We start from the raw sequence: 25,541 nt of genomic DNA on the forward strand, positions 1-25,541 counted from the left end.
ATTTTTTGTTCTAATTTTTGTTTTCGTTTTCTTAATCCAATTAGACAAGTTTCTAATGCAACTTGTTTAGGTCTTTTTTTGCCGCGTTCATAATCATCTATTTTTTGTAACGTCTTTTCTAACTTTTTTTGATTGTTTTCTAGGTAAACAGGAAGAAGTTCTTTTTGAGAGAAAAGGATCGTTTGCGCTTGTAAAATTGCATCTTCACAAAAACGTTTATTTAACAAATATTTAGGTTGTAGTTTTTTTATCAATTCTTTCTCGTTTTCGCCCTCAATCAAACGATTAAAACTATATCGTTTTGCACTTTCGAACGTACGGATCAAGGTAATTAAATCTTCCGTTTGTTCTTTTGTAATAGAATTGATTTTACAAGTACGTGTTGTTTTCATCCTTTTCCCCCCTTTTCATCACCTGAAAATATTATAGGTTGAATTCTGTAAAATATAAAACCTGTAATTGTAAATTTTTATAGTTTTTTATAGATTCTTATTTACTGTTATTACCTCCTTCCAATTCTAGTGTGATGCAAAAATGAAATAAAAAAACACTCCTCCCTAAAAAAGGGACGAGTGTTGTATTCGTGGTTCCACCCTTGTTTCAATTCGTAAAGTAACACACTTCACCAATTTCTCAAGTCTAAATAACGGTTTTTGCCGGCAAGCAATTACTAGATGCTCGTTCACTGCTGCAGTTCAGAGGTGGTAATCCATTTTTCCGTATTAGGAAGCTCACAGCCAAAGGCTTCCCTCTCTGAAAATCGTAAAAAATTGATCGTGTCCTCATCATCACTTCTTGATGTCGAATTTTGTAGTTATTGTTCATTATATTGAATTGTTAGAAAAAATCAATATATTTTTTATATAACATAGGAAATATTTCTCTTCTTATATTATAACAGAAGATACAAAACTTCCCTATTTCCCTAAAAATGGTATAATCCGTTTAGGAGGTGCACCAATAATGATTGCTGTCTTTTGTATCATTGCTACGTTTCTCTCTATTCTATTCGCTATCATGCATCGGCACAAGTATCCTGGTTATAGCATTTTAGCGGTAGCTATTATACCAGCTGTTTCCTTCTACGTATTGGGTAAATATCAATATACGGAAGTGTTTATCGGTTTTGCAATCTTCTACTGCATCTTCGGATACATACTAACAATGAAAAGAATTTTATTGAATCATTAAAAGGGACCGATTTCTGCTGACAGAAATCGGTCCTCGCACGTACCTTCCGGTTGCCCACACGAAAGATACATAAATCAATTATTTATCTTCTTTTTTCATAAAAAACTTATGGTGCGGTAAATCAACATTCAATGCCTCTAATTGTTTCTTTTCGTTGTCTAAAATCGCTTTTGCTTTTGTTTTTGTTGCTTCATCTAATCCAGCAAAGATGTCTTCATGCTTCTCTTTCTCTGGAAGTTTCACACCTAATTTTGTTAATTCTTCTTTTGCTTGCTCATGCGTTAATTTTCCGGATTTCTTTTGCTCTAAAATTGACTTCGCTTTCTCTTTTGTCTGTTCATCTAAGTTAGCAAACATGTCTCCATGTTTACCTTTCTCCGGCATTTTCACGCCTAGCTTTGTTAATTCCTCTTTTGCTTGCTCATGCGTTAATTTTCCAGATTTCTCTTGCTCTAAAATGGACTTCGCTTTTTCTTTCGCCTGTTCATCTAATCCCGCAAACATTTCTTTGTGCTTACCCTTTTCCGGGAACTTCACGCCTAATTTTGTTAATTCTTCTTTTGCCTGTTCTCGTGTTAATTTACCAGACTTCTCTTGCTCTAAAATGGACTTCACTTTTTCTTTCGCCTGTTCATCTAATCCTGCAAACATGTCTTTACGCTTCTCTTTCTCTGGAAGCTTTACACCTAATTCCTCTAACTGTTTCTTTGTATCGTCCATAATTGTTTTTACTTTTTGTTTTGTAGCGTCATCCAAATCCTTTTTCGCCGTTTTTGCAGGCTGATCCACTGCTGGAGTATTCGTTGCCGCGAATGCCGGAATGCCGACTCCTCCAATGATTCCGAATGATAAAGCACCTGCAATCGCTAAATAACCAACTGTTTTCTTCTTCATAGGAAATTTCCTCCTTCATATTTCTAATGCATGTACACTTTCGTATACAATGCCTATAGTAATGTCGGTTTCTTAACATTTCCTTAACGATTTAACAAAAAAACACCGCTCGTAATGAGCGGTGTTTCTCTATGCTTTTTGTAATTGTAACTCTTCACGTTCCATTATTTTTCTTAATACAATTGTTTGTGTCATTGTAAATAAGTTACCTGTTATCCAGTACAACACAAGTCCTGATGGCGCCGCAAACCCCATAAATAGAATCATTGCCGGCATCATAATTTGCTGCATCTTTAGCATCTGTACTTGTTCTCCAGGTGTAATATTCGATTGGAAAACTTTCATCTGAATAAATGTCGTTAACGCTGCAATAATCGGTAATATATGATATGGATCTGCATGTCCTAGGTTCACCCATAAAAACGAAGATGTGCGAATCTCTTCAGTTCTGCTAATCGCATAATACAAAGCAGAGAAAATCGGCATTTGTATAAAAATTGGCCAGCAACCAGCAAGTGGATTCCAACCGCCTGATTTCATTAGTTCTGACATTTCTTTTTGATACTGCTTTTGTTTTTCAAGGTCTTTGCTTACATCACCGTACTTTTTCTTTAGCTTCTGCAATTCAGGTTGCATTTTCTTCATTTTCGCTTGGCTGCGATATTGCGAAACAGCTAATGGAATCATTGCTGAACGAATAACGAGCGTCATAATAATGATAGCAATCCCAAAGCTAGCTCCAGGTATATGATGAGCAACAAATTGAATCATAAACGAGATTGGATATACAAAATAATGATCCCAAATTCCCGTACTATGTGCATCAATTGGGGCTGCATTACTGCAACCAGATAAAACAAAAACAAATAATAATGATAAACTAACGAGCACAGCTCGGTATGATTTTAACATGTTCATTCCTCCAATGTTTCGTAATTATTTAGCGAAACATTGGCGTATACGGACCGACCTCGTCATTCTCTTCACTTGATTCTTGTCTGCGTACAGAACGAATCATTCCATATTTATAAAAAATAGAAAATAGCGGTACATTTCCCGCACTATCTTCACATGTATCAACTAACGCAAAAGCTCTTTGTCTACCGCTTGATGCTTGTTGACGCACAAAGCGAGAAACATTAGCAAGGAAGAAAACTTCTAATAAACAAAGTGCCGTCGTTACAAACGATATATATAGAATTGCATCCTGCAATAAAAATTCCATCGCTTCACATCCTTAATAAGGTCATTTTAGCACATCGGGCAAATATTCTCTATTTCCTTTTATTTTCAAAAAAAGTATTTTGCATATTTTCTCAAGAAAACAATAATTAAGAAACGTTGTATTCGCTTTCTTTAGCATATTCACACACATCAATGAATAGGCTTGATTTATTAGAAATTTATAAAATTTTTGCATTATAATAAAACTATTGCCAGTTTTTGAAAAAACCTTTATTCTCTTCTTGTAATCAAAAATGAATATGGAGATGAAACATACTATGGGTCAACTAGGAGACGCCGATTACGTTCCCGACACCGCCTTTTTATCCTTCCCAGCAGCTAAAACATTTCACTTAGAATTTATGATACAGTTGGTTGTTATTTTTATAGCTTCTATTTTGTATGCAATTTCTATGAATATGTTTTTTATCCCGCATAATATGATTAGCGGTGGATTCGCTGGTGTAGGGATGATTATCGGTTATTTAATGCACTACAATATCGGTGCACTTATCTTTTTACTAAACATTCCTCTTCTTATTTTAAGTCACTTTTACTTAGGCAAGAAGACAACCTTTTTAACAGCTTACTTTGTAGCTGTGTCATCGTTAGCGATGAACATTATCCCGGTACACCAAGTTTCAGACGATATTTTACTTTCTTCTGTATTCGGTGGTGTTATCTGCGGAGCAGCTTCAGGAATTATATTCCGATTTGCTTCTTCAACAGGTGGTTTTGATGTTGTTGGATTGATTGTAGCGAAATATCGAGATGTTTCAATTGGAGCAATCATATTTGTATTCAACTTAATCTTACTTGTAGCAGCAGGTTTTATTTTCGGATGGGATATTACACTTTATACGTTAATTAGTCGATTTGTAGTCAGCAAAGTTATCGACGCTGTGCATACGAAACATATTAAATTAACGATAATGACTATTACAGAAAAAGGCGAGGAAATAAAAAGCGCACTACTACATCACGGCATACGCGGGGTGACAATGGTAGACGCTGTCGGCGGCTATACAAACCATAAGAAAAAAATGATTTACACTGTCGTGACTCGCTATGAGTTAGGCGAAATGAAACGTATTATCCGTCAAGTGGATAACAAAGCATTTATGAACATTACTGAAACAGTTGAAATTGTCGGCCGTTTCAAACGCATATAAAAAGGTTAATAAATTAAAGGGCATAACATATTAGTCATATATAATATGTTATGCCCTTTGTTATTCAACTAACGTACCTTTTAGCATAATAAAATCACTAAGTTTATTACTACAAATCGGAGGATAGCATTCCATATACAATACTATCTGTCCATTCATCTTTATTCCAAAAATCTTGTATGAAATGGGCTTCCTTTCTCATACCTATTCGTTCACACAATTTTTGTGAAGCTGTATTACGTGCATCAAGATTAGCCTGTATACGATGTACATTGAATTCATTAAATAATTTCAATACCAAACTACTTACTGCTTCTGTCGCCAAACCTCTCCCAGCTACTTCATTTGAAAAACTATAACCAATCTCAACAGTGTCTTTCATATTTGTGTACCATACGGATAAATCACCAACTACTTTAGTTTTGTATATAACTGCCAAACTTAATATTGTTTCTTTAGTAAGTACATGATTTGCTATCTTCTTATTAAATCTTTTCTGCATGTCTTCATGAGTCCACTTATTATGTAATAGGAACTTACATGTATCATCACTATTATAAATAGCAAATACATCCTGTAAATCAGTACTCTTAAAAGGTCTAATTATTAATCTTTCTGTTGTGAACTCCAAGTTAGCTCTCCTCCCTTACATTCATGCTATAAAACATTTTTTATAGTATTTAAGCCTCATTCTTAGATCTCACCTTGATTACATATTTCATCATAATAAATTAAAATCCTTCTTCCACTAAACTGCACCGTTAATGGTATTTCCTTGCGCTTTTTATTTTTTACACTTATTACAAAATCAGATAATTCTATTATTATGTCCCTAAATGTGTTATAATGAAAGCAGACTCACAAAAAAAGAGTATATAGACTTGGAAGTTTCTCTTATTTTACAAGCAAAAAGAAACGAGCAGTCGGGTATATTTCAGACACCATACACGTAACGGTTTAAACAACCGATCATCTTAGTTACTCTTCAATGATCTTTTTATAAAAAGATACGTACAATTAAAACTCACTTCAATATACTATACCTACCTTTTTGACTTCCAAATCATCTTATTACATAAGGAGATGAACATATGAATCAATATATACGATATACAATAGCTGTCCTGTTTGCTATTATCGGCGGAACAATCTGCTTCTGGACAAACACTCAGCTTGGAGAGAATATCATCTTTAATGGAATCGAAACACTTGTAAGCGCTTCAATTTTAGGCGGATACATTTACTTCCTCTTCAATCCAGAAGAAAACGCTCAAAAAACAATGTTATTAACAATGATCGGAATCGTTGGTGGATGTATTTCCTACTCAATGACAAACTATACATTACCACTTCAATTAAGCTCAGCTTTCTTCCACGGTCTATGGACTTGGTTCATTGCATTCTGCCTAGCAGACGTATTCAACCTTTTACAAGACAATGAAGAAGATAGCGGTCGCCAAATTGAAAGTAACTCTTAAGCTGGAAGATACTCTTCCAGCTTTTTCATGTTGGTTTGCATATCCCCGCATCACGATAAAAAGAAGTTACCCTCACGGCAACTTCTTTTCCACATACCCCACTTCGTATTCACTAAAATATATCAACGATTTTTCAAATATATCGATTGTTTCTCCACTTATATCAACGATTTTTTCATTATATCAACGATTCGACGTAGGATATCGATTTACCGACATCCTTCGACACTCAAAACGCACAACATACCCTATCCACCAAGCAATTTACTGCCGAACTCTACGATTAAAAAGATAATTAATAGGATCGCGAGTATCTTTAATGCTACATATGCCACTTTAAAAACAACATAAATGAGCAAGACTATCAAAATAATTGATAAGATTTCCATATTTACTTCCTCCAAGCTTTGCTCTTCTTATCTCATTTTACTCGCCCTAGGCTGTTTATGGAACGGCATAAGATGACATATAAAAAAGAGGATACCTCACCCATCGTAAGATACCCTCTCTTTCAGCTGCTCAAACCATTCTCTTTCTACTTGTAAATATCCCATCTCACTCTTCTCGGCGCTCTTTAATTCTTGATCGGCTTTCTTCATATAAGTACGGGACGCTTCCATATTACCTTCTACATATCTAATAATTCCTTGTGTACGGTAATATCCACTTAGGTCCATTTTTGTAATAGCCTTTGCATGTTCCTTTGCTTCTTGCAAAGAAAGACTATCCATCTGATAAAGGGCTTTATATAAAAGGTACCAACTATGAAAACTACTAACGAAAAACTTATTTTCTTTCGTTACAGGTAGTTGAACAATTCGTTCTATATACGGTATCGCTCTTTCCATTCCCTCTTGATCTGCACGAGCAAAAAAGACGAGCATAAGTCTACTCATTATCTCTCTTATCCCTTTATTCTCTTTTATTTTCTCCTCACTCAATTCTACTAACCTTTCATCCCAATCTTTCGGTCTTTTATAACTAAATAACTCACTCGATATTTGAATCTCATATAAGTGATTTCTAGCTCTTTCATCATCTTTAATTAAAATAAGAAATTGCATCGCATCACTCATAAGCATTCCTTTTATCGGCACAATTGTAACCGCAAAGATTGCAAAATGGAAAAAGGAAAAATATAAAAGATATTGATAATAACTCACCATATATATGTAACCGGAAGTAATACCAAATAGTAAACTCGTAATCGGTCCACCTAAAGTGAGCCACGCCCACTTTTTCGAAAGATTCGGTGTCTCTATAGAAGGTGGTACTAGTGTTGCAACGCCTCCAAAGTACGCCCACAATTTATTTTCTCGAATGCGTAATTTTCCCTTTTCTTTTTGAATAGTAATGGGTCCTACTGTCATAAATTTAAATGTCAAACCACCTATTACACCAAATACTACATGTCCTAGCTCATGAATGGCTAACACTAACAATGAAATTCCAACTATTGCCCATAAGTTCAAAATTACTTCTAATTTCCCAGTTCGGATTACTCCGTATAAAATGGACAGAATTAGCGCCACTGTCATTGAGCCAGCTGGCCTTCTTAAAATATCCACCTTTTTCTCCCCTTAATAAATCATTTTTCTTTGCATTTCGTACATGAACTTCCCGAGATGCAATATCCAAATAAATGAGATTAAGCCAATTAATACAAAATCGATATCACTAGCAGCTGTATATATAACGGCAGCCCACCATACATATGCCAATATTGTATTCGTAAATTCATACGCTTTATATCCAGCCTCATGCACAATGTGCTTTAATCCTTCATCTGCGTTTTTCGTCCACATTTTCATAGATTCCATATACGTTACACCTTGTTCAGGATATAGCTTATTATAACGATTTTTTGTTATAAGTCCGATAATTACTACAGTAGTTAAACAAACAATAGAAGCTACTAAATTCCACACCGCAAATGAAACATTTGTATCCTGCAACAGTGCACGTCTACATGTAATAACTGCATATACAAACCATGCCTGCGTAACTATATCGCCTACACGTAAATATATACTTATAATGCCTAATTTTCTGCCTTGTACGCTCTCTTCTTCATCGCGTGCCTCTGCTAACATACGTGTATTCTTCCAAGTATAGTACATCATTAAGATTCCAAAAATAGTACATATACCTATAAATGTATTGGATGATAATTTTCTCGGTTCATCCGAGAGTAAATTTAAAGCTATATAAGACGTTAAAAAGCCACCCATCATACTTAATGCTATTTTCCCCACAGAATCAAATTGTTTTTTTCGTTTACTCTTCATCGTCCTCTTCCCCCTCTACTAACGTAAATATTTCCTCCACCGGTACATTGAAAATTTGTGCGATTTTTAACGACAATACGATAGATGGTGCATAATCCCCGCGCTCAATTAAACTAATCGTTTGCCGTGATGATCCAATCGCTTTCCCTAAATCCCCTTGTGATAAACGATGCTTTGCTCGCAATTCCCTCACTCGATTTTGAAGCTTCATGTCTTCCCTCTTTTTCATTTATTTAATTAAAATTGTAAATAATATCCTTATCTTTGTCAATTATAATTGTCATTACGACTATAATAATTGACAAGATACTTATTTCTTATCCTGTATCAAATTCCTATAAAGAATGTAAAATGTGCATTAAACATAGTCTTAAAAATAAAAAAGTCAGTGCTTTTGCACTGACTTCCTAAATTCTGACATAGAATGGATTTCATATTAACTTGCGTTTTGTAGTAATACTCGTTTTAACTGCTTACGGAAACGAATACCTAACGTAACCGCTACAATCACAATAACTCCAAAAATGATTTTACCGATATGACCTTCTAGCACTCCAAAGATATCATGTAAGTTTCCACCTAACCAGTAACCACCGATTAAGAAGAATGATACCCAAAATAGAGCACCTGAATAAATTGTAATGGCAAAACGACGGAATGGTAAATTAATAATTCCTGCAAAGTATCCTGTGAAATGACGTACACCAGGAATAAAGAAACCAATAAAAATCAGGAAGTACCCATACTTATCAAACCACATTCTCGTTAAGTCAATTTTTCTTTGCGTTAAAAATACGTATTTCCCATACTTTTGAATGAAAGGCATACCTAATTTATTTCCTAAAAAGTATTGAATCGTCATTCCTACACTTGTCCCAATAAAGGATAGAATAATTAAAATCGGTAAACTTAAATCACCCTTATGTGCTAAAAATCCCGCATATGCTAACGTTGGCTCTCCCGGAAACGGAAGTGCAATATATTCTAACAGCAAGCCGACAAGTACAACATAGTACCCGTATTGCTGAAATAATTCATGAATCCATTCCATGTCATCTCTCCTTTCAATCACGTACAACTTCTTACTATTATTGTATAAAAAAATTGTCGAAATAACTATCACAATAGCTTACATTTTTATTACATTTTTGTAAGGGTCACACTAGTGATTTTCGTTCTTTATTAAATAGTAAAAATCATTTTTCAAGTCGAAATAGCGAAAAGGCGCATTAATAACATGCAAATTTTATCCATTTTTTAGCACTAAAAAACCTCTCTTATTTTGTTCTCAATAAAAAACCATCACAAACTCATGCTAACTTCATATTAGCTTCATATACGTATTGTAAGATTATATCGGAATTTGTTGAAAAATTTAACCAATATATGACTAAGCATTAATTTGAATAAATATAAGTCGTTTTTCGAAATTGAAAAAAGGGTGAATACGAAATGGAAGCATATAAAATGCACGATTTTATTAATACAAATGTTGAATCTCATCAAAATGAAACCGTTTTTAATTTACAAATCTGTGAAACAAGTGAATTTGACGTAAGTTTAACAAAATCTACAACACTATCTTTTATCGTTTCAAAAAAGAATATTAAAATTGTCACGAAAAAATGGATTAATTCAAATCAAGAAAGCATGATTGGCAAAAGCTACATCATTCCAACAAAAGCTTTTCATTATTTCTTACCAATCATCTCTGAAAATGAAGATGAGCTAAATATTCAAGTTCAAAGTTTTGGACTACGTGGTGAGCTTTTATTAAATGAAAGATTACTTATTGATAACAACAACAAACACAACAGCAAAATTACTACATTCTTTGAAACATTAGATGAAAATGTAAATAAAGCATTACGAGGATTACAACTTCATTGTATGTAAGACTCTTACGATAGTAAAAGGAGAATAACAATGAAAAAATTATTATTAAGCGCACTATTATCATTAGGATTTTTAACTCTTCCATTCTCTAGCGCAGAGGCAGCTACAACGAAAGATCAATTAATCGTAGACACTCAGTTAAATAAAATGGATTATTATCAGGATGGAAAATTTATAAAAAGTTTTACTGTCGCTACTGGAAAAGCTGCAACACCTACACCTAAAGGCACTTTTCAAATCGTAAATAAAATTAAAAATCGCCCTTATTATACAGGCAAAATTAAAGGCGGCGATCCACGTAATCCACTTGGTGACCGTTGGCTCGGATTAAATATGGCAGGAACTTACGGAACAACTTATGCGATTCACGGAACTAACAATAATCAAGCAATCGGCAAATGGACAACACTTGGTTGTATTCGTATGTATAACAATGATATACACTGGTTATTTGAGCGCGTTCAGCAGCAAGCTACTGTCACTGTAAAATAGCCTAAAAACAAGATTTATGTGTAGCCAAGAATTTTATGTCTTGGCTTATTTTATTTATTCATTTACAGTAGCAAAACAACTGTATTTACATATATAATAGGAATAGATTTGATTAGCTAATATTTAAACATTGATAAACGTAGATATTAAAATTATACAGTTATAATGTTTTATAAATTTTATAATACATACTATAATAGAACTACTGTAATTCTGAACTATTCAGTAACACTAAACTATTCCCCTTGCTACCTTCATGATTATTTTATAGCGGGGGCTTATTATATGTATAAACAATCTGAGTCACTCGAAAAATGATGAATTCGAATATTGCAGTAAAAAGCGTTATTTAGGAGGTGTTACTATGACGCATATACTGGTGATTGAAGACAACCCAGATATACAAGAACTTATTCGTGAATTTCTAATGGCACAAAACTTTACAGTTGATGTAGTTGGTGCTGGAACAGAAGGTATTCTTCTTTTCCAAAAAAATTCATACGATCTTGTCCTCCTCGATGTAATGTTACCAGATATAGATGGCTATAGTATTTGTAAAATTATGCGAGGACAATCTGATGTACCAATCATTATGTTAACAGGCTTACATAATGAAGAAAGTGAAATTAAAGGATTTGAGTTAGGTATTGATGACTATATTACGAAACCGTTCCATTATACTGTATTTATTAAGCGTGTAGAGGCTGTATTAAGAAGGGCAGCAACGAAGGAAGCAGAAGCTGCAACTATACTACAATTCCATGAATTGATGTTAAACTCTACAGCATATGCAGCTTATGTTCATGGTAATCAAATTGAATTGACAACAAAAGAATTTGAAATTATTTATACTTTACTGCAAAATCGAGGAAAAGTATTATCAAGAAGTGATTTGTTGAATAAGGTATGGGGCTATGAACATTATGGTGATGTAAGAGTTATAGATACACATATTAAAAACTTAAGAAAAAAATTAGGAATTCCTTATATCAAAACGGTGAAAGGCATTGGCTACAAAATCGAATCGTAGCAAAGACAACATCACCAAAAATATTTTCATCAAAACCTTATTATTTTGTATTCTTTTATCACTTTGTCTTTATCAAATTATTTACTTTCTAGCTTCAAACTACGATAAAGAACGTTTTGCGAAAGAAAATGGAACGCCGACTACAGAACAGGCGAATTCAGATAAGCAAAACGACGAAAGTAAAACGAAGCAAAATAAAGCTGTGTCAGAGGGGAGCATTTCTAATTTCCAATCTTCTATTATAGATTATAAATCTCTTTCTACAGCTATCAATCACCTTTTGCAGCCTAGCCAAACTGTAAAGGCAAAAGAACATACACAAAATCTTTCGGGGAAAAATAGCACTTCTAATCCGCCTACAGAAGCAGAAAAGAAAGCCGCTAATAATGATGCCTTACATACACAAAATGCAGCAAGTAAAACAAATGATACAAATGATAATCCAAAGTTAGCAGATGCGTTGCAGCAATTAGCTCCACATATTGGCGCGACAATGCTTGCATTATCACTACTCGGATCTTTAATTTATACAAAACTAATTGCCAAACCTTTTCAATATATGAGCGATGCTTTAAAAGATATTATGAATCTTGATTTCTCAGATAAAAAGCTATTTAACAAAAATACAGATCAAACAGATTTTAATTTGCAAGTAGCTGCTTCACAAGTACCAAATATTGTGAAGAATTTACATGCAAGCAATCAAGATTTAAGAAACGAGCTCAAGAAGGAACAACAATTAGAACAATCTCGTAAAGAATTTATGTCTATGGTATCCCATGAATTAAAAACACCAATCGCAGCCGTTATGGGACAACTAGATGGCATGATTCACGGAATTGGAGCTTATAAAGATAGAGATAAGTATTTGAAACGTTCCTACGAGATGATGCAAGACATTAACATATTAACGGAAAAAATGTCGGAATTATCCAAAATACAAAACCCTCAATTTAAACCGAATTTAGAAGTCATTTCTTTATCTAATATTATTGAGGATGTTATGAAGAAAGTAGATTACTTTGTATCTGTAAAACAATTAAATGTACAATCTAATATTAAACACGACGTACAAATTTTAGCTGATCCTAAATTTATTCAAACTGCTATTTTTAACATTATTTCAAATGCAATTCATTATACAATTGACCATCAGCACGTATATATAAAGCTTTATGAAAAACCAAATGGTTACGCATTAGAAGTATTAAATACAGGTTCACAAATTGATGAAGATAAACTTGCTCATTTATTTGAGCCTTTCTATCGCGCAAACCCTGATAAACACGGTTTAGTACAAGGTAGTGGTCTTGGATTATATATCGTGAAACAAATATTAGATAAACATCAGTTTCCTTACGGGATACAAAACACGCCTCAAGGTGTAAAATGTTCTATTGTATTCCCAAAAGCAATGTAAAAACCTACTACAATTTCATACCCCAAATTCATACTTCGTATGAGTGGCGGAATTTTGTAGAGTATATGACTCTGTTTCGTTCGCCCGTTATCCTTATTTGGATAGCGGGCGTTTTTTATTACTTAAAAGGAGGATTTTTTATGGAAAAGTTTAAATATTCATTGCTCGTTTTATTCGGTGCTTGCAGCTATGGCATACTTTCAACTATTTTCAAACTCGGATTCATAAATGGATTTTCAGCACATCAACTATTAGGGGGACAATATGTCTTCGGATGGATTGGACTATTTCTACTCGTTCTTTTCTTTTCACGTCATAAAGTAACAAAAAAACAATTCTTTTCCTTACTAACCGTCGGAACAACAATGAGTATGACCGGGATTTTCTACGCTATTTCTGTAGAAGAACTACCCGCATCTATCGCTGTCGTCCTACTCTTTCAGTTCACTTGGATTGGTGTCATTATCGAAGCAATTGCAAATCGAACATTTCCAAGCCGCGATAAGATTATATCTATCCTTATTTTATTTGCTGGTACATTGTTTGCAGGTGGTGTATTTGAAGGCCTCGGACAAAGTTTTTCTACGAAAGGGATTATCTTTGGACTATTAGCTGCTGTCTCTTTTTCATTCTATGTTTTTGCAAGCGGGCGCGTCGCTACGGATGTTCCGCCTTATACGAAAAGCTTCCTTATGACAACAAGCGCTACTCTTATCGTATGCCTATTCTTTCCGCCAACCTTTTTAACAGACGGTGCTTTGCAAGCCGGTCTATGGAAATATGCTTTCTTCCTCGGATTATTCGGCGTTGTTGTACCTGTCATTTGTTTTTCAATCGGTGTACCAAAGGTTGGAACAGGGCTTGGTACAATATTAGGTGCAGCTGAATTACCAACTGCTATTATTGCTTCTATTACACTTGTACATGAAGTCGTAACGTTCATGCAGTGGATTGGAATTATTTTCATATTAGTTGGGATCTTCACTCCTCAGCTGCTTACGGCTAGGAAAGAAAGGAAACAAAATCGCGTGCATAGCGCTTGAAAAAATACAGAATTTATATAAAAGATATAACTACAATTAAAATAAGTAAATTTATCTGGAGGTATAAATGACTATTTTAAGCATCGTATTTTTTGCTATTATGTGTATCTTCTTCCTAATAAGATATATGAAAGAATAGAAATTTTACGATTTACTTCTCATTCCCGTTTGTATATATGCAGGAGCAGTGAAAACTCCTTTCGTAGAGTACTTAAACTTTAATACTACATTTAAAATAACGTATGATATTGCAGCTATTATTCTTGTAATCCTTGCTGTACTTTTCTTTTTGAAAGATAAGAAAGAGAATCATACTGCATAACAAAAGACCTTTCATTTACTTGAAAGGTCTTTTTCTCTATCTCATTTTACCGCTCCATACAGCTTCTCTATCTCATGCTCAATTTGTTTTACATCGATTCGCTCAAATAATGGCTGTACGCTATCAATTCTACTTGGCAACGTATTTTGCGGTTCCCAATTTCGTTTCACAATCGACAATGTGTTTCGAACTCTTTCACTTGAAAATGGTAAAAACGGTTCAAGGAGATTTGCAAAATTAGCGATAAGATACACACAGTTATAAATCGTTTCTTCACATGAAACTGGATCATCTTCTCTTTGTTTCCAAGGCTGCTTTTCATCAAAGTATTTATTTGCAAAACGTACTGCATCAAATATTGTTTCTAGCGCCACCTTAAATTTAGTTTGCTCAATCGCCTCTCCTACACGCTTATATAATCCTTCTACTTTATCTTTCAGCTCTACCTCAATACTTCCCTTCGGCACGATACCACCATAATATTTTTCGATAAACTTTAATGTCCGGTTCACAAAGTTCCCGTATGCACCTAATAATTCACTATTATGACTGTAAATAAATTCCCGCCATGAAAAATCAGTATCGCGATTTTCTGGTGCGTTGACGGTTAAAAAGTAACGAATAGAATCTGGATCATAGCTTTCTAATATGTCAGGCACCCATACTGCCCAATTTTTACTTGTAGATAATTTTCTTTTTTCAACTGTTAAATATTCATTCGAAACGATATGACGCGGGATTGCTTCCTCCCCTATTCCAAGTAATACCGCTGGCCAAATGACGGAATGAAACGGAATATTATCCTTTCCGTGCACATAATATGTTTTCGCTTCGCTATCCCAAAACTCTTGATCATCTTTCCCTGTTTCTTCAGCCCAATGTTTACTCGCTGAATAATAGCCTGTCACTGCTTCAATCCATACGTAAATTTTCTTATCTTCATACCCTTCTACTGGAATTGGTACCCCAATTGGTAAATCACGTGATACGGCCCTATCTAGTAATCCTTCCTTTACATATCTCTCTGTTAGTTGAATCGCATTGTCGCGCCATGTCCCTGTTTGCTTGGCAATTTCTACAGCCCTTTTAATTTTCTCCTGAAATGTATGCAATGCGAAATAGAAATGCTCTGTTTCCTGTACGGATGGTGTACTACCACATAACTTACATTTCTTTTCTAACAAATCAAGAGGATCTAAAATAGCAGAACACGCATCGCATTGATCTCCTCTTGCTGCTTCATGGCAATGTGGACATATTCCTTCTACATAACGATCCGGTAAAAACTGCGTACACGTTTCACAATATGCTTGTTCCACTATTTTTTTATAAATATGTCCTTCTTCTAATAAACGTAAAAAAACATTTTGAACCGTTTCATGATGGTGCTCACTATCTGTACGTGTATAGCAATCATAAGTAAAACCAAGGCTACGAAAACATCGCTGGAACTCTTCATGATACTGATCAGCAATTTCCTTCGCTGTCACACCTTCTTGTTTTGCTCTAATTGCAATCGGTGTTCCATTACAATCACTTCCCGAAACATACAACACATTCTCACCTTTGGACCGGTAATAACGTGCTAAAATATCTCCAGGTAATAAACTCGCAATATGGCCAAGATGTAATGAACCATTCGCATACGGCCAAGCGCCCCCAATAAAAATACTCATCTTACATTCCTCCTTTAAAATATAAAAAGCCCCACCCCTATCTTAAAAAAGATAAGGGCGGGGCTGTATAAACAGTCGCGGTACCACCTTATTTCGCCAATTACTCACATAATTAGCCTTAACAAGTACGGAGCTATATGCTCTTATACTGTGGTTTTGATAACGAGTACCAACTCTCGTCGCCGCCTACTATTATCATTTGATAAGTTCAGGACGAAGCTCAAAGGCCATTGTTCAAATGAATATTCTTGCTTCTTCTCAGCTACCGAAGCTCTCTGGAAAGAATGTGTTCATCCTACTTTTCCTTTTCAACGCTTTTACGTATAACAAGTATTGTACGACTTAATCACAGAAAAATCAAACTTTTATCCAGAAAGAAAAGGAAGTTACATCCCCCTGCCGAATACCTATACGTTCACAAAAGGAGTGATAACATTGAACCAAAAACAACTAAGCACTATAAATGAAAAAAGCTGGAATACAGCTGCTTATGAAGCTTGGACGAATCGCCATGGGGCGCCAGAGGATTATGCAAAAAAAATTATGGAAGATCCCACACGCGAAGTAGCACATTATTTACCTTACATACAATCTCCAAAAGGAAAACGTATTATTAACTTACTCGGCTCAAAAGGAAATAAAGGTGTTGCTCTCGCTCTTTTAGGCTCTGACGTAACAGTTGTTGATATTTCAGCAAGTAATGCAAAATATGCAAATGAACTTGCGGACGCAGCAGGTGTCTCTATCCAGTATGTCGTTTCTGATGTATTAAATGTGCAGCTCTCCGAATCATTTGATATCGTATTGCTGGAACTTGGTGTACTCCATTACTTTCTAGATTTAAAACCACTCTTTCAAAAAATTGCTACTTTACTTAAGCGAGATGGAATGCTTATACTTCGTGACTATCATCCTGTTTACACAAAATTATTAGGAGTCGACCACCCATCATTTCAGGCCAATGGAAATTATTTCGATGAAGAATTAATTGAAGATGATGTTGCTTATAGCATCCTTCTTACAGAAGCACAGAAAGAATCGCTACCTAAAACAACCATCCGTCGCTGGACGCTAGGAGAAATCATTACAACACTTGCGGAAGAACGTTTTAAAATCGAAAAACTAGTTGAAGAACATGGATCTCATCAAAGATGGGTCTTTCCTTCTACTGCACCAGAAGGAATCGAAGAACGTATCCCTGGTCTATATACAATAATTGCGACAGCATGCAAAAAAGGATCCCTTCACGGATAGGATCCTTTTTGCATGCTCACGCATATAAGTTGAGGTTGGAGATTACCATAATTCTGTAGAATAGGACACAAGATATTTCAACATTTCGTCTCTGACTTACGTCGTCAAAAAGGGGTATGACCAACATAACGAAGAGTAATGTTTTTAGTTGATACTGATAATCGTTATCAACTAATTAGAAGTATACATGATGTCATTTCAAATTTCAATAGCATTTCTAATATTTATTTATGAATTTTATGATATGCAAATGTATACATTTTAAGAACTTTTTCTAATACTAATCTGACTCCTTCCATTATCTGCTATAATTTTCATTGAACAGATTAATAACTTCATAATAATGTTTTTATTAATTTTGTTTTAAATATCTATAAATCATAATAAACAGTTTAAATGAGGGTAGGGGTAACGATGAAATATGTTAGTATTCGAAAAAAACTACTGTTCACACTCTTAAGCATTTCTTCTTTATTTAGTATTGCTCTTATTGTTATTCTTTCATTCGCCATGAATCAAGCAAGTGAAATCGAAACGTTAAAAAATGATGTATCAAAAAGAGCGACGATTTTAAAAGAACGTGGCGATTGGTTCCAAGCACAAGTTGCTGGTTTACAAGAATATTTGCTATCACATAATCAAAAAGGATTAGATAAGTTCAATCGAGAAGGGAAAAAATTAGCTGATACTAGAGAGAAAGTAACAAGTGACAAGAAGCTCCCAGAAGGAATGAAAGAAGCTATTTTAATGGGTGGAAAATGGCGTAGCGTCATAGATAATGAGGTACTACCTCTTGCGCGTGAAGGAAAATGGGACGAAGCATCCAAAATTGCTTTATCACAAACAGATTATGTAAATGATCTTTTAGGTCGTTTTAATAAATATACAAATGAAGAGAATGAGAAACGTGACGCATTAATTGCTGATGTCGAGTCTTCTTCATCACTTATTCAATATATTATTTTCTTCTCACTTATTACATGTACATTAACGTCTATCTTATTAGCATGGTGGTTCTCTGGTAAACTCGTTAAACCAATTCGACAAATTGATGAGAAGTTAAAAGAATTAGCTTCTCAAGACGGAGATTTAACGGCTAGATTACACGTAACAAGTAAAGATGAAATTGGTGACATTGCAAATTCCTTTAATCAAATGCTCACTAACTTACAGCATATAATAAAACAAGTTCAACAAACATCAACAAGTGTAAAAGAAGCTTCCGAAAATGTATTTATCGAAACAACCGCTTCTATGGAAAATACCGCAAGAACCCAAGAAACTATGAATGCTCTTGAACACAATATTCGTTCACAAGTTTCTAGCATTGAAGAAAGTTCAACCGCAATGGATGACATGGCAACGAGTGTTCAGCGTATCGCTGAGTCCGCCTCTTCTGTTACTAGTTTAGCTGTCACAACTTCAGAAAAAGCAGATGATGGGAATAAAGTCATTGAGAAATCTATTACCCAAATGCATACAATTAACGAAGCTGTTAACGCTACATCACAAGTAGTTGAGCGACTCATTACACATACAAACCATATTGATACTGCACTTCAATCTATTTCGAATATCGCTGAGCAAACAAATTTGCTCGCTTTAAATGCTTCTATTGAAGCAGCTCGTGCTGGTGAACACGGCAAAGGATTCGCTGTTGTTGCCGATGAAGTTCGAAAACTTGCTGAACAATCTCAACTAGCCGCAACTGACATTAACCATTTACTTCATCAAATTCAAGCTGATACAAAAATAGCAAATGATATGATGACACAAGGTCAAGCAGAAGCTTCTGAAGGAATTACGGTTATTCGTACCGCCGGATCTTCATTCTCAGAAATTGTTAACCACATTAACAAAGTCTCTACACAAATGCAAGAAATGTCTGCAACTGCTGAAGAGATGGCTGCAAGCTCTGAAGAAATGAACGCAGCTTTAAATAATATCGCTTCTATTTCAAACGAAGTTGCTGCAGAAACATCACAAACAGCGCATTCGGCTGGTGATCAAGTAAACAAAATGAGTATCGTGGCTAACAAATCATCTGAAATGAAAACAATCGTACAAGAACTTGAAGTTCTCGTCTCTCATTTCAAAACAAACATTTAACGCGAAACTTTCATTTATACTTCTATGAGCTCCAAATTGTTAGAAAGAGGCTGTCTCAAAAGGTCACTAAAAACTACCTTTTGTAGACAACCTCTTTGTTTTTCCTTTATATGGGTAAAAAATACTTTAAGGGAAAGGAACACTGTTGATTCCCTCCTAAAATTTCGAATTTTCTCCTTTTAGTTGAGCCGCTATTGCCTACTTCCGTAAATTATGAGCAACACAAATAAGACCACATTTCAATCTATTTTTGGATGGTAAGGTGGCCTACCACCACCTGGATAACGAGATAAGAGGAGAGAGATCCATAGTTTCTACAGCTGCATGAACCACCCTTGAAAGATAATGTTCAGGAATACGAACCTCAACATCCAATGGAAAAGTAGAAATGTATACTTTTCTACTCTTTCTTAGTTTATTCAAAACCCTTTACCAGAGATACCGCCAGCATTCGAGAAAACCACGCTAAGCAAAATATATAATAAGCTGACTATATTGGCAGGTGTAACGATTGTACTAAAAAGATTTTAGACAGGTTCTAAAATAACCATTCACTTTATCACGTAAATATTTAACAATATGTAATTATATTACCTTTAATTACATATTTTAACATAAAAATTCATTAGTAAACAGTCTTTTATTTTCTATTAATAATATTTAAAATTTTCTAAGTAGGGTGATATCAAAATATATAAAAAACACAATAGCGTGGGGGTAAATGAATTTGAAGCTTAAGAAAACAGTATTCGGAATCCTATCTGGTATCTTATTAACGATGACAGTAGGTAATAACGCAGCAGCAGAAACTGCTCCAGTTAATGAACAAGCGTATATGGCTGCTTTTGAACAGTTGGTTGTAGAAATGGAGAACGGTCAGATTCAAAATGAAGAAGAAGGTAATGAAAGATTTGATGATTTAGTAAATGAAAAGGAAAACAATCCTAAAACAAGAGTACAACGTAGTGCTAGCATTGCAAATGCTTTAGGAAAAAGTGAAGAAATGCAAGCGTGTCTGAGATCAATAGGTGCATATAAATGTGGTCAAGCTAGACTAAATGCTAACGCAGCAATTAATATGGCTACAGCATATTATCCAAAAGCTAGTCTAAATAACGGAAAAGGTGATGCATTTAGACATGGATATTGGAATGCACTTATGTGTAAAAGTATAGGATGTTCGAATGCTAAAATTGTAGCAGATAATCATGAAAGATATAATATGACAGAAAAGAAATTACATGATATGGATTATTATAATAATGAACGAGGCCGAATTATGTATAATTGGCGGGCAGCTAATGGTTACGCTTTAACGCCGCAAGGTTTGGCAGATAATCTTAATCAGGATATAAGAAATGGTTTACTAAAATATATAAGACAACCCGAAGGCTGGTTATTATGGACTAACCAATAAATAACAGATTAGGAATAGGTACATCATGAAAAAAATTAATATTTTAATTTCAATATTAATAATTTTATTTTTATGTTTAGTCGGATTTATATTTTTTAATGATACTACCAAAAATGAAAGATATATTATTTGGGAGAAAAATGTACAAGAAAATAATAGTTTACTAAAAAAGCTACAAAATAATGATATCCCTTACAAAATTGATAAAAAAGGAAATTTAGAAATTCGTGAAAAAGATATTAATAAAGCTACACTTTGTTGCACTTAATCCGTGCTCAACCGTGTAAAAAGACGAGAGAATTCTCGTCTTTTTATGTTGTATAAACATTCCTATCAGGTTTACTTAACGTCTCACTATCGATAGCAATCAAAAAGCGAATCCCAGCTCTCATAAGGAATCCACTCTTTCTTTTTCTACGACGCTATTTTTATATGTTCCTATCATCGGTCAATAGTTCCTCTACTTTCCCTCACCAGAACCTCCACCATCTATTGTGACGAAATGATGCAAGACATGTCCATAAATGTATTGTATATTGAGTCGCGGACTTTTTTTACCTTAAAATATCTCTTTCTATCTCTCATTCCGTCTGCTATAATTCCTAAAGGAAATAAGAAAGCTTTATTCCAACTGGAGTAAAGCTTTCTTTCAATTTTTTACATTTATTAATTCTAATACTAAGATTTCACAAAGGAGGCTTTTAATTATATGAATTTTGTAAGTATCAGAAAAAAACTTATGTTCATGATGGGAACGATTTGCGCTTTATTTGGTGTCGCCTTAGCATTTATTTTATTTTTTGCTATCGACCAATCTCGTAAAGCTGAAACATTACAAAAAGAAATTTCTCCACTGGCAACAGAATTGAAAGAGCGTGGAGACGCTTATCAAGTACAGCTCTCTGCTTTAAGAGGTTATTTACTACAACATGATCAAGTCGAATTAGACAAGTTTAATGAGATGAGTAAACGTCTTGAGGATTCAAAAGATAAACTTCTTTCTAATCCAAATCTTTCTTCGTCCGTAAAAAGCACAATGGAATTAGGGTCTACTTGGAGAAAGTTCATTGAAGAAAAAGTATTCACTCTTGCAAAAGAACAAAAATGGGAAGAAGCTTTACAAGTAGCTTCTTCAGAAAACGGAACGGTCTATAAAGTAATTGGTGACTTCACAAATTACAGTAATGAACAAGCTAAATTACGTGAACAATCTATTGAAAAAATTGATCAATCTGCACTCTTAATCGAATATGTTATTTTCTTATCACTTGTTGTATGTATTATCGTTGCAATTATTCTTGCATGGTGGTTCTCTGGTAAACTGGTGAAACCAATTCAACAAATTGACACGAAACTAAAAGAATTGGCCTCTCAAGAAGGTGACTTAACGGCACGTCTACAAGTAAATAGCAACGATGAAATAGGTGCTATCGCAACATCATTTAATAAAATGTTAGAAAACCTACAACATATTATTAATCGTGTTCAAAAAACATCAGTGGAAGTACAAACCGCTTCTGAAAATATGCTAGAAAAAACGAATACATCACGTGAGGCGACATTAAGAGTCCAAAGCTCGATGTCCAACTTAAATGCAAGTATTCAATCACAAACTTCTAGTATGGAAGAAAGTTCAACTGCAATGGATGATATGGCAGTAAGTGTTCAGCGCATTGCTGAATCTGCTTCATCTGTAGCGGAACTTGCTGTTGCCACATCTGAACATGCTAGCGATGGCAGTACCGTTATCCAAAAATCTGTTTCACAAATGACAACAATACACGAAGCTGTAAATGCTACGTCAGAAGTGGTTGAACGTCTAATCACTCATACGAAATATATTGATACTGCTGTACAATCTATTTCTAATATTGCTGAGCAAACAAACTTACTTGCTTTAAATGCTTCTATTGAGGCAGCTCGTGCTGGTGAGCAAGGAAAAGGATTTGCTGTCGTAGCTGACGAAGTTCGAAAGCTTGCTGAACAATCTAAAACAGCTGCAACAGACATTAATCAATTACTACATCAAATTCAAAATGATACAGAAACTGCTAGCTCTATGATGTCTCAAGGCCGTTCTGAAGCATTTGAAGGTATCAATGTTATTCGTGAAGCTGGTACTTCTTTCACAACAATTGTAGAACAAGTAAATAAAGTATCTACTCAAATGCAAGATATATCAGCAACTGCTGAAGAAATGGCTGCAAGTGCTGAAGAAATGAACGCTTCACTTAATAACATCGCTTCTATCTCTACTGAAGTATCGAGCGAAACTGCCGCAACGGCACAATCTGCTGAACAGAAAGTTATTGTTATGAATGAAATGGCAGTAACTGCTGGAAAAATGAAACAAACAGTTGAAGAGTTAGATCAACTCGTATCTCATTTTAAAACAGAATAGATGTTCAAAAAATATCCCTTCTTTGAAAGAGGGATATTTTTTTGAGCTCATTTCCTGCACATTATGCTCATTTCCGTTATAATGAGAATCGATATCATTAAAGTGTAGGAGGGGCTGCTTATGTCACAAGAAGCATTTGAAAATAAATTACTTGCCAATTTAGAGGCTGTTATTGACCCTGAACTAGGTGTTGATATCGTTAATCTTGGATTAGTTTATGATGTTACAGCAGATGAAAATAATAATGCTGTCATTACGATGACTATGACTTCTATCGGTTGTCCAATGGCTGGGCAAATCGTATCAGACGTTAAAAAAGTATTATCAACAAACGTACCTGAAGTTAATGAAATAGAAGTAAATGTCGTTTGGAATCCACCGTGGTCGAAAGAACGTATGTCACGTATGGCGAAAATCGCATTAGGTATTCGCGACTAAATAAAGTGGAAATTTCATCATTTGCGGATAGCGGGATAAAGAAAAGACCTGACTAGGATGTCAGGTCTTTTCTCTTATTATTTTACACCTACTGCATCATAAGCTTTCGTTACAGCTTGTACAGCTTTAGAGTTTTTACCATATAAATCTTCAGCTGACTGAAGAGCAGCTTGACGCATCATTTTGAAGTCAGAGTTTGCAGTTAAATATTTCGTAAGAGCACGGTAGTAAATTTTTTCTGTCGCTTCACGGCCCACACCAGTTACTTTCACGCCGTAATGATCTCCGCCTTCAGATACTAAATATGCAGCTTTATTGTTAATACTGCTGTTAATATGAACACCGCCATTATCAGCTGTTCCAGTATAACGTTTACTATAGTGATCTGGGTAACCCTCACTTGGTTTTAATGGATTTGGAATAGACGCTGGGTCTTTAAGAGAGCGAAGTGCATCACCAGGTTTATCAGGTGTATAAATATCAGCACCTAAATCCCAGCTCTTCTTCTCAACCATAACACCCATAATATCAGATAACGATTCATTTAACGCCCCTGACTCATTTTTGTAAACAAGGTTTGCTGTATGTTCAGTTACAGCATGCGTTAATTCGTGACCGATAACATCAAGTCCAGCAGATAATGGAATGAACGTTTTTCCATCGCCATCACCGTACATCATTTGCACACCATTCCAAGCTGCGTTATTCCAGCTCTCCCCTACGTGAACAGTTGAAATAAGTTTCGCACCTTTATCATCGAAAGAGTTACGATTAAATGTCTTTTTGTAGTAATCATATACTTTTCCTGCATTTACATGCGCATCAACTGCAGCTTTATCTTCGAAGAACTTAGATTTACTTTCAACTTCTTCTCCTGTATATCCAAGCCATTGTGAGAATAAATTAAACCAGTTCTCGTCCATATTTTCTGCATCAAATGTATGAACACCTTGTCCTCGTTTACCATCAAACAAGTTGAATTGTCCTGTTTTCGTATCTTGAGCAATTTCAAATGATTGTCTAGCACCTAATACTCCGTAACCAAATCCAGTAATGTTATCTACAGCGTTATATTTCTCAATAACATTTCCATTCGTTGCATCAACAAAATAATGCCAATACCCTGGAGCTGGTTTTGAAATCGATGCCTTAACTAAGTATGCAAGGTAGTAATTACCGTCTTTTTCATATACAAATAAATCTTTTTTCACACCATCATAACTCTTTACTTTACCAATTTCTTTCTCAATATCTGCCTTTGCAATTGTTTCTGCTTGTTCCGCAGTAATGCTTGCAGCTGCAGGAATATTTTTATCATCTAAATTCGGAATAACTTGTCCGAAGAATGCTTTTACATTATTCTCTTTATCAAGTGTAACAGTTTGATCAGAACCGTACACAGGAATGTTATTATGTTTCTCAACTAGCTTCACATGTGTCGTATCAGATTCAGCGTCTTTTTCTTCCCCAACGATATTAAAATGCTTTTCAATATTTCCTGCTAATTTAAACATATCTTTCTTACTCTCTAAGTATTGAAAGACTGTCTCTTTTTTATCTAGTCCTTCCGGTGCTTTCCATTCTTCACCTATGTATGCAGGTGTTTTAAATTCTTGATGATATTGAATTTTTTGTTCTTCCGCTTTCGTTGTCGTTGCCCCAAACGCTCCAAATCCCCCGGCGATAACAGTTAACGCTAATGCTGATGAAATGACTTGCTTTTTCACTATAACATTCCCCATTCCCATAAAGATTTTTGACACTTTTATACAATTCTTATTTTCCCAGCCGATACC

The 25,541-nt window shown here is 34.7% G+C and carries 27 protein-coding genes and 2 other annotated features; of the genes, 15 read left to right on the forward strand and 12 right to left on the reverse strand.

The features are described 5' to 3' along the window. The coding region (locus tag BLT20_RS28215; protein WP_141770365.1) for a transposase at nucleotides 1–392 on the reverse strand (392 nt) is incomplete at its 3' end. A gap of 169 nt (nucleotides 393–561) precedes the next feature. Next, nucleotides 562–798: a binding site (T-box leader), on the reverse strand. Between the two features lie 165 nt (nucleotides 799–963). Here BLT20_RS28215 and BLT20_RS28225 point away from each other — a divergent pair. Further along, nucleotides 964–1,191: a hypothetical protein gene (locus tag BLT20_RS28225; RefSeq protein WP_000562231.1), complete on the forward strand. Its 228-nt coding sequence runs from the start codon at nucleotides 964–966 to the stop codon at nucleotides 1,189–1,191. Nucleotides 1,192–1,269: 78 nt separating this feature from the next. Here the strand turns inward: BLT20_RS28225 and BLT20_RS28230 are convergent, their stop codons facing one another. From BLT20_RS28230 to BLT20_RS28240, 3 genes are all read right to left on the reverse strand, one after another. Next, nucleotides 1,270–2,085 (reverse strand): hypothetical protein, encoded by an 816-nt coding sequence (locus BLT20_RS28230; protein ID WP_000730853.1) that lies wholly within the window; start codon nucleotides 2,083–2,085, stop codon nucleotides 1,270–1,272. Nucleotides 2,086–2,214: 129 nt separating this feature from the next. Then, nucleotides 2,215–2,997 carry a membrane protein insertase YidC gene (yidC, locus tag BLT20_RS28235; protein WP_000920522.1) on the reverse strand — a complete coding sequence of 261 codons (783 nt, stop codon included), beginning with the start codon at nucleotides 2,995–2,997 and terminating at the stop codon, nucleotides 2,215–2,217. 28 nt (nucleotides 2,998–3,025) lie between these two features. Then, a complete protein-coding gene (locus BLT20_RS28240; protein WP_000394930.1) occupies nucleotides 3,026–3,310 on the reverse strand; it encodes a hypothetical protein in 285 nt (94 codons plus the stop codon). Nucleotides 3,311–3,587: 277 nt separating this feature from the next. Here BLT20_RS28240 and BLT20_RS28245 point away from each other — a divergent pair, with 277 nt between their 5' ends. Further along, a complete protein-coding gene (locus BLT20_RS28245) occupies nucleotides 3,588–4,481 on the forward strand; it encodes a YitT family protein (protein WP_000530044.1) in 894 nt (297 codons plus the stop codon). 109 nt (nucleotides 4,482–4,590) lie between these two features. Here BLT20_RS28245 and BLT20_RS28250 read toward each other — a convergent pair whose 3' ends face one another. After that, nucleotides 4,591–5,112 (reverse strand): GNAT family N-acetyltransferase, encoded by a 522-nt coding sequence (locus tag BLT20_RS28250; protein ID WP_000397299.1) that lies wholly within the window; start codon nucleotides 5,110–5,112, stop codon nucleotides 4,591–4,593. 460 nt (nucleotides 5,113–5,572) lie between these two features. Here BLT20_RS28250 and BLT20_RS28255 point away from each other — a divergent pair, with 460 nt between their 5' ends. Beyond that, nucleotides 5,573–5,959, forward strand: a complete 387-nt coding sequence (locus BLT20_RS28255; RefSeq protein WP_001077773.1) for a DUF3938 domain-containing protein — start codon at nucleotides 5,573–5,575, stop codon at nucleotides 5,957–5,959. A 248-nt stretch (nucleotides 5,960–6,207) separates the two neighbouring features. Here BLT20_RS28255 and BLT20_RS28265 read toward each other — a convergent pair whose 3' ends face one another. The 5 genes from BLT20_RS28265 to BLT20_RS28285 all read right to left on the reverse strand — a co-directional run bounded on the left by BLT20_RS28265 (nucleotide 6,208) and on the right by BLT20_RS28285 (nucleotide 9,298). Beyond that, nucleotides 6,208–6,348, reverse strand: coding sequence for a DUF3985 family protein (locus BLT20_RS28265; protein ID WP_000404758.1), 141 nt, complete (start codon nucleotides 6,346–6,348; stop codon nucleotides 6,208–6,210). A gap of 96 nt (nucleotides 6,349–6,444) precedes the next feature. Continuing rightward, nucleotides 6,445–7,497, reverse strand: coding sequence for a zinc metalloprotease (locus BLT20_RS28270; protein ID WP_002164641.1), 1,053 nt, complete (start codon nucleotides 7,495–7,497; stop codon nucleotides 6,445–6,447). Between the two features lie 42 nt (nucleotides 7,498–7,539). Then, the gene (locus BLT20_RS28275) at nucleotides 7,540–8,247 is read right to left on the reverse strand and encodes a DUF3169 family protein (RefSeq protein WP_000837717.1); all 708 of its coding nucleotides are present in this window, start codon (nucleotides 8,245–8,247) and stop codon (nucleotides 7,540–7,542) included. Continuing rightward, nucleotides 8,237–8,458 carry a helix-turn-helix transcriptional regulator gene (locus BLT20_RS28280; RefSeq protein WP_000776168.1) on the reverse strand — a complete coding sequence of 74 codons (222 nt, stop codon included), beginning with the start codon at nucleotides 8,456–8,458 and terminating at the stop codon, nucleotides 8,237–8,239. The genes BLT20_RS28275 and BLT20_RS28280 overlap by 11 nt, the downstream gene beginning before the upstream one ends. 225 nt (nucleotides 8,459–8,683) lie before the next feature. Then, nucleotides 8,684–9,298 (reverse strand): DedA family protein, encoded by a 615-nt coding sequence (locus BLT20_RS28285; RefSeq protein ID WP_000454754.1) that lies wholly within the window; start codon nucleotides 9,296–9,298, stop codon nucleotides 8,684–8,686. 401 nt (nucleotides 9,299–9,699) lie between these two features. Here BLT20_RS28285 and BLT20_RS28290 point away from each other — a divergent pair, with 401 nt between their 5' ends. The 6 genes from BLT20_RS28290 to BLT20_RS31405 all read left to right on the forward strand — a co-directional run bounded on the left by BLT20_RS28290 (nucleotide 9,700) and on the right by BLT20_RS31405 (nucleotide 14,450). Then, nucleotides 9,700–10,143, forward strand: coding sequence for a DUF3978 family protein (locus tag BLT20_RS28290; protein ID WP_000388769.1), 444 nt, complete (start codon nucleotides 9,700–9,702; stop codon nucleotides 10,141–10,143). Between the two features lie 30 nt (nucleotides 10,144–10,173). Further along, a complete protein-coding gene (locus BLT20_RS28295) occupies nucleotides 10,174–10,635 on the forward strand; it encodes a L,D-transpeptidase (RefSeq protein WP_000735063.1) in 462 nt (153 codons plus the stop codon). Nucleotides 10,636–10,999: 364 nt separating this feature from the next. Continuing rightward, complete coding sequence (locus BLT20_RS28300; RefSeq protein ID WP_000148833.1) at nucleotides 11,000–11,665, forward strand: response regulator transcription factor; 666 nt, start codon at nucleotides 11,000–11,002, stop codon at nucleotides 11,663–11,665. After that, nucleotides 11,643–13,085 carry a sensor histidine kinase gene (locus BLT20_RS28305; protein ID WP_000201963.1) on the forward strand — a complete coding sequence of 481 codons (1,443 nt, stop codon included), beginning with the start codon at nucleotides 11,643–11,645 and terminating at the stop codon, nucleotides 13,083–13,085. Before BLT20_RS28300 ends, BLT20_RS28305 begins: the two co-directional genes overlap by 23 nt. Before the next feature lie 140 nt (nucleotides 13,086–13,225). Next, entirely contained in the window at nucleotides 13,226–14,128 is a 903-nt protein-coding gene (locus tag BLT20_RS28310; protein WP_000410484.1) for an EamA family transporter, read from the forward strand. A 187-nt stretch (nucleotides 14,129–14,315) separates the two neighbouring features. Beyond that, nucleotides 14,316–14,450: a hypothetical protein gene (locus BLT20_RS31405; RefSeq protein WP_000856555.1), complete on the forward strand. Its 135-nt coding sequence runs from the start codon at nucleotides 14,316–14,318 to the stop codon at nucleotides 14,448–14,450. Nucleotides 14,451–14,491: 41 nt separating this feature from the next. On the opposite strand, the gene metG is transcribed toward BLT20_RS31405, so the two are convergent. Then, the gene (gene metG / locus BLT20_RS28315) at nucleotides 14,492–16,126 is read right to left on the reverse strand and encodes a methionine--tRNA ligase (RefSeq protein WP_000021598.1); all 1,635 of its coding nucleotides are present in this window, start codon (nucleotides 16,124–16,126) and stop codon (nucleotides 14,492–14,494) included. A 50-nt stretch (nucleotides 16,127–16,176) separates the two neighbouring features. Further along, nucleotides 16,177–16,447, reverse strand: a binding site (T-box leader). 114 nt (nucleotides 16,448–16,561) lie between these two features. Here metG and BLT20_RS28320 point away from each other — a divergent pair. The 6 genes from BLT20_RS28320 (at nucleotide 16,562) to BLT20_RS28345 (ending at nucleotide 23,745) form a co-directional block, all read left to right on the forward strand. Next, nucleotides 16,562–17,380: a class I SAM-dependent methyltransferase gene (locus BLT20_RS28320; RefSeq protein ID WP_001072262.1), complete on the forward strand. Its 819-nt coding sequence runs from the start codon at nucleotides 16,562–16,564 to the stop codon at nucleotides 17,378–17,380. A gap of 414 nt (nucleotides 17,381–17,794) precedes the next feature. Next, the gene (locus BLT20_RS28325) at nucleotides 17,795–19,489 is read left to right on the forward strand and encodes a methyl-accepting chemotaxis protein (protein WP_073339227.1); all 1,695 of its coding nucleotides are present in this window, start codon (nucleotides 17,795–17,797) and stop codon (nucleotides 19,487–19,489) included. Between the two features lie 721 nt (nucleotides 19,490–20,210). Then, nucleotides 20,211–20,906 (forward strand): DUF6973 domain-containing protein, encoded by a 696-nt coding sequence (locus tag BLT20_RS28330; protein WP_002026534.1) that lies wholly within the window; start codon nucleotides 20,211–20,213, stop codon nucleotides 20,904–20,906. 25 nt (nucleotides 20,907–20,931) lie between these two features. Beyond that, nucleotides 20,932–21,174, forward strand: a complete 243-nt coding sequence (locus BLT20_RS28335) for a hypothetical protein (protein ID WP_000723536.1) — start codon at nucleotides 20,932–20,934, stop codon at nucleotides 21,172–21,174. 441 nt (nucleotides 21,175–21,615) lie between these two features. Beyond that, entirely contained in the window at nucleotides 21,616–23,307 is a 1,692-nt protein-coding gene (locus BLT20_RS28340; RefSeq protein ID WP_001012211.1) for a methyl-accepting chemotaxis protein, read from the forward strand. A 120-nt stretch (nucleotides 23,308–23,427) separates the two neighbouring features. Continuing rightward, entirely contained in the window at nucleotides 23,428–23,745 is a 318-nt protein-coding gene (locus tag BLT20_RS28345; RefSeq protein ID WP_000076422.1) for a metal-sulfur cluster assembly factor, read from the forward strand. Between the two features lie 77 nt (nucleotides 23,746–23,822). On the opposite strand, the gene nprB is transcribed toward BLT20_RS28345, so the two are convergent. Next, the gene (gene nprB / locus BLT20_RS28350) at nucleotides 23,823–25,472 is read right to left on the reverse strand and encodes a neutral protease NprB (RefSeq protein WP_000745123.1); all 1,650 of its coding nucleotides are present in this window, start codon (nucleotides 25,470–25,472) and stop codon (nucleotides 23,823–23,825) included. Nucleotides 25,473–25,541: the final 69 nt, after the last annotated feature.

This window comes from Bacillus sp. cl96 (assembly GCF_900100505.1).
Lineage (GTDB): Bacteria > Bacillota > Bacilli > Bacillales > Bacillaceae_G > Bacillus_A > Bacillus_A cereus.

Bases quoted from the DNA above. Each gene is read 5' to 3' on its own strand.
- BLT20_RS28275 (WP_000837717.1), bottom strand. From the start codon at position 8,247: ATGAAGAGTAAACGAAAAAAACAATTTGATTCTGTGGGGAAAATAGCA.
- BLT20_RS28335 (WP_000723536.1), top strand. From the start codon at position 20,932: ATGAAAAAAATTAATATTTTAATTTCAATATTAATAATTTTATTTTTA.
- BLT20_RS28330 (WP_002026534.1), top strand. From the start codon at position 20,211: ATGAATTTGAAGCTTAAGAAAACAGTATTCGGAATCCTATCTGGTATC.
- BLT20_RS28325 (WP_073339227.1), top strand. From the start codon at position 17,795: ATGAAATATGTTAGTATTCGAAAAAAACTACTGTTCACACTCTTAAGC.
- BLT20_RS28300 (WP_000148833.1), top strand. From the start codon at position 11,000: ATGACGCATATACTGGTGATTGAAGACAACCCAGATATACAAGAACTT.
- yidC (WP_000920522.1), bottom strand. From the start codon at position 2,997: ATGTTAAAATCATACCGAGCTGTGCTCGTTAGTTTATCATTATTATTT.
- BLT20_RS28255 (WP_001077773.1), top strand. From the start codon at position 5,573: ATGAATCAATATATACGATATACAATAGCTGTCCTGTTTGCTATTATC.
- BLT20_RS28265 (WP_000404758.1), bottom strand. From the start codon at position 6,348: ATGGAAATCTTATCAATTATTTTGATAGTCTTGCTCATTTATGTTGTT.
- BLT20_RS28225 (WP_000562231.1), top strand. From the start codon at position 964: ATGATTGCTGTCTTTTGTATCATTGCTACGTTTCTCTCTATTCTATTC.
- BLT20_RS28285 (WP_000454754.1), bottom strand. From the start codon at position 9,298: ATGGAATGGATTCATGAATTATTTCAGCAATACGGGTACTATGTTGTA.
- BLT20_RS28230 (WP_000730853.1), bottom strand. From the start codon at position 2,085: ATGAAGAAGAAAACAGTTGGTTATTTAGCGATTGCAGGTGCTTTATCA.
- BLT20_RS28345 (WP_000076422.1), top strand. From the start codon at position 23,428: ATGTCACAAGAAGCATTTGAAAATAAATTACTTGCCAATTTAGAGGCT.
- BLT20_RS28240 (WP_000394930.1), bottom strand. From the start codon at position 3,310: ATGGAATTTTTATTGCAGGATGCAATTCTATATATATCGTTTGTAACG.
- BLT20_RS28245 (WP_000530044.1), top strand. From the start codon at position 3,588: ATGGGTCAACTAGGAGACGCCGATTACGTTCCCGACACCGCCTTTTTA.
- metG (WP_000021598.1), bottom strand. From the start codon at position 16,126: ATGAGTATTTTTATTGGGGGCGCTTGGCCGTATGCGAATGGTTCATTA.
- BLT20_RS28295 (WP_000735063.1), top strand. From the start codon at position 10,174: ATGAAAAAATTATTATTAAGCGCACTATTATCATTAGGATTTTTAACT.
- BLT20_RS28280 (WP_000776168.1), bottom strand. From the start codon at position 8,458: ATGAAGCTTCAAAATCGAGTGAGGGAATTGCGAGCAAAGCATCGTTTA.
- BLT20_RS28310 (WP_000410484.1), top strand. From the start codon at position 13,226: ATGGAAAAGTTTAAATATTCATTGCTCGTTTTATTCGGTGCTTGCAGC.
- BLT20_RS28270 (WP_002164641.1), bottom strand. From the start codon at position 7,497: ATGACAGTGGCGCTAATTCTGTCCATTTTATACGGAGTAATCCGAACT.
- BLT20_RS28290 (WP_000388769.1), top strand. From the start codon at position 9,700: ATGGAAGCATATAAAATGCACGATTTTATTAATACAAATGTTGAATCT.
- BLT20_RS28340 (WP_001012211.1), top strand. From the start codon at position 21,616: ATGAATTTTGTAAGTATCAGAAAAAAACTTATGTTCATGATGGGAACG.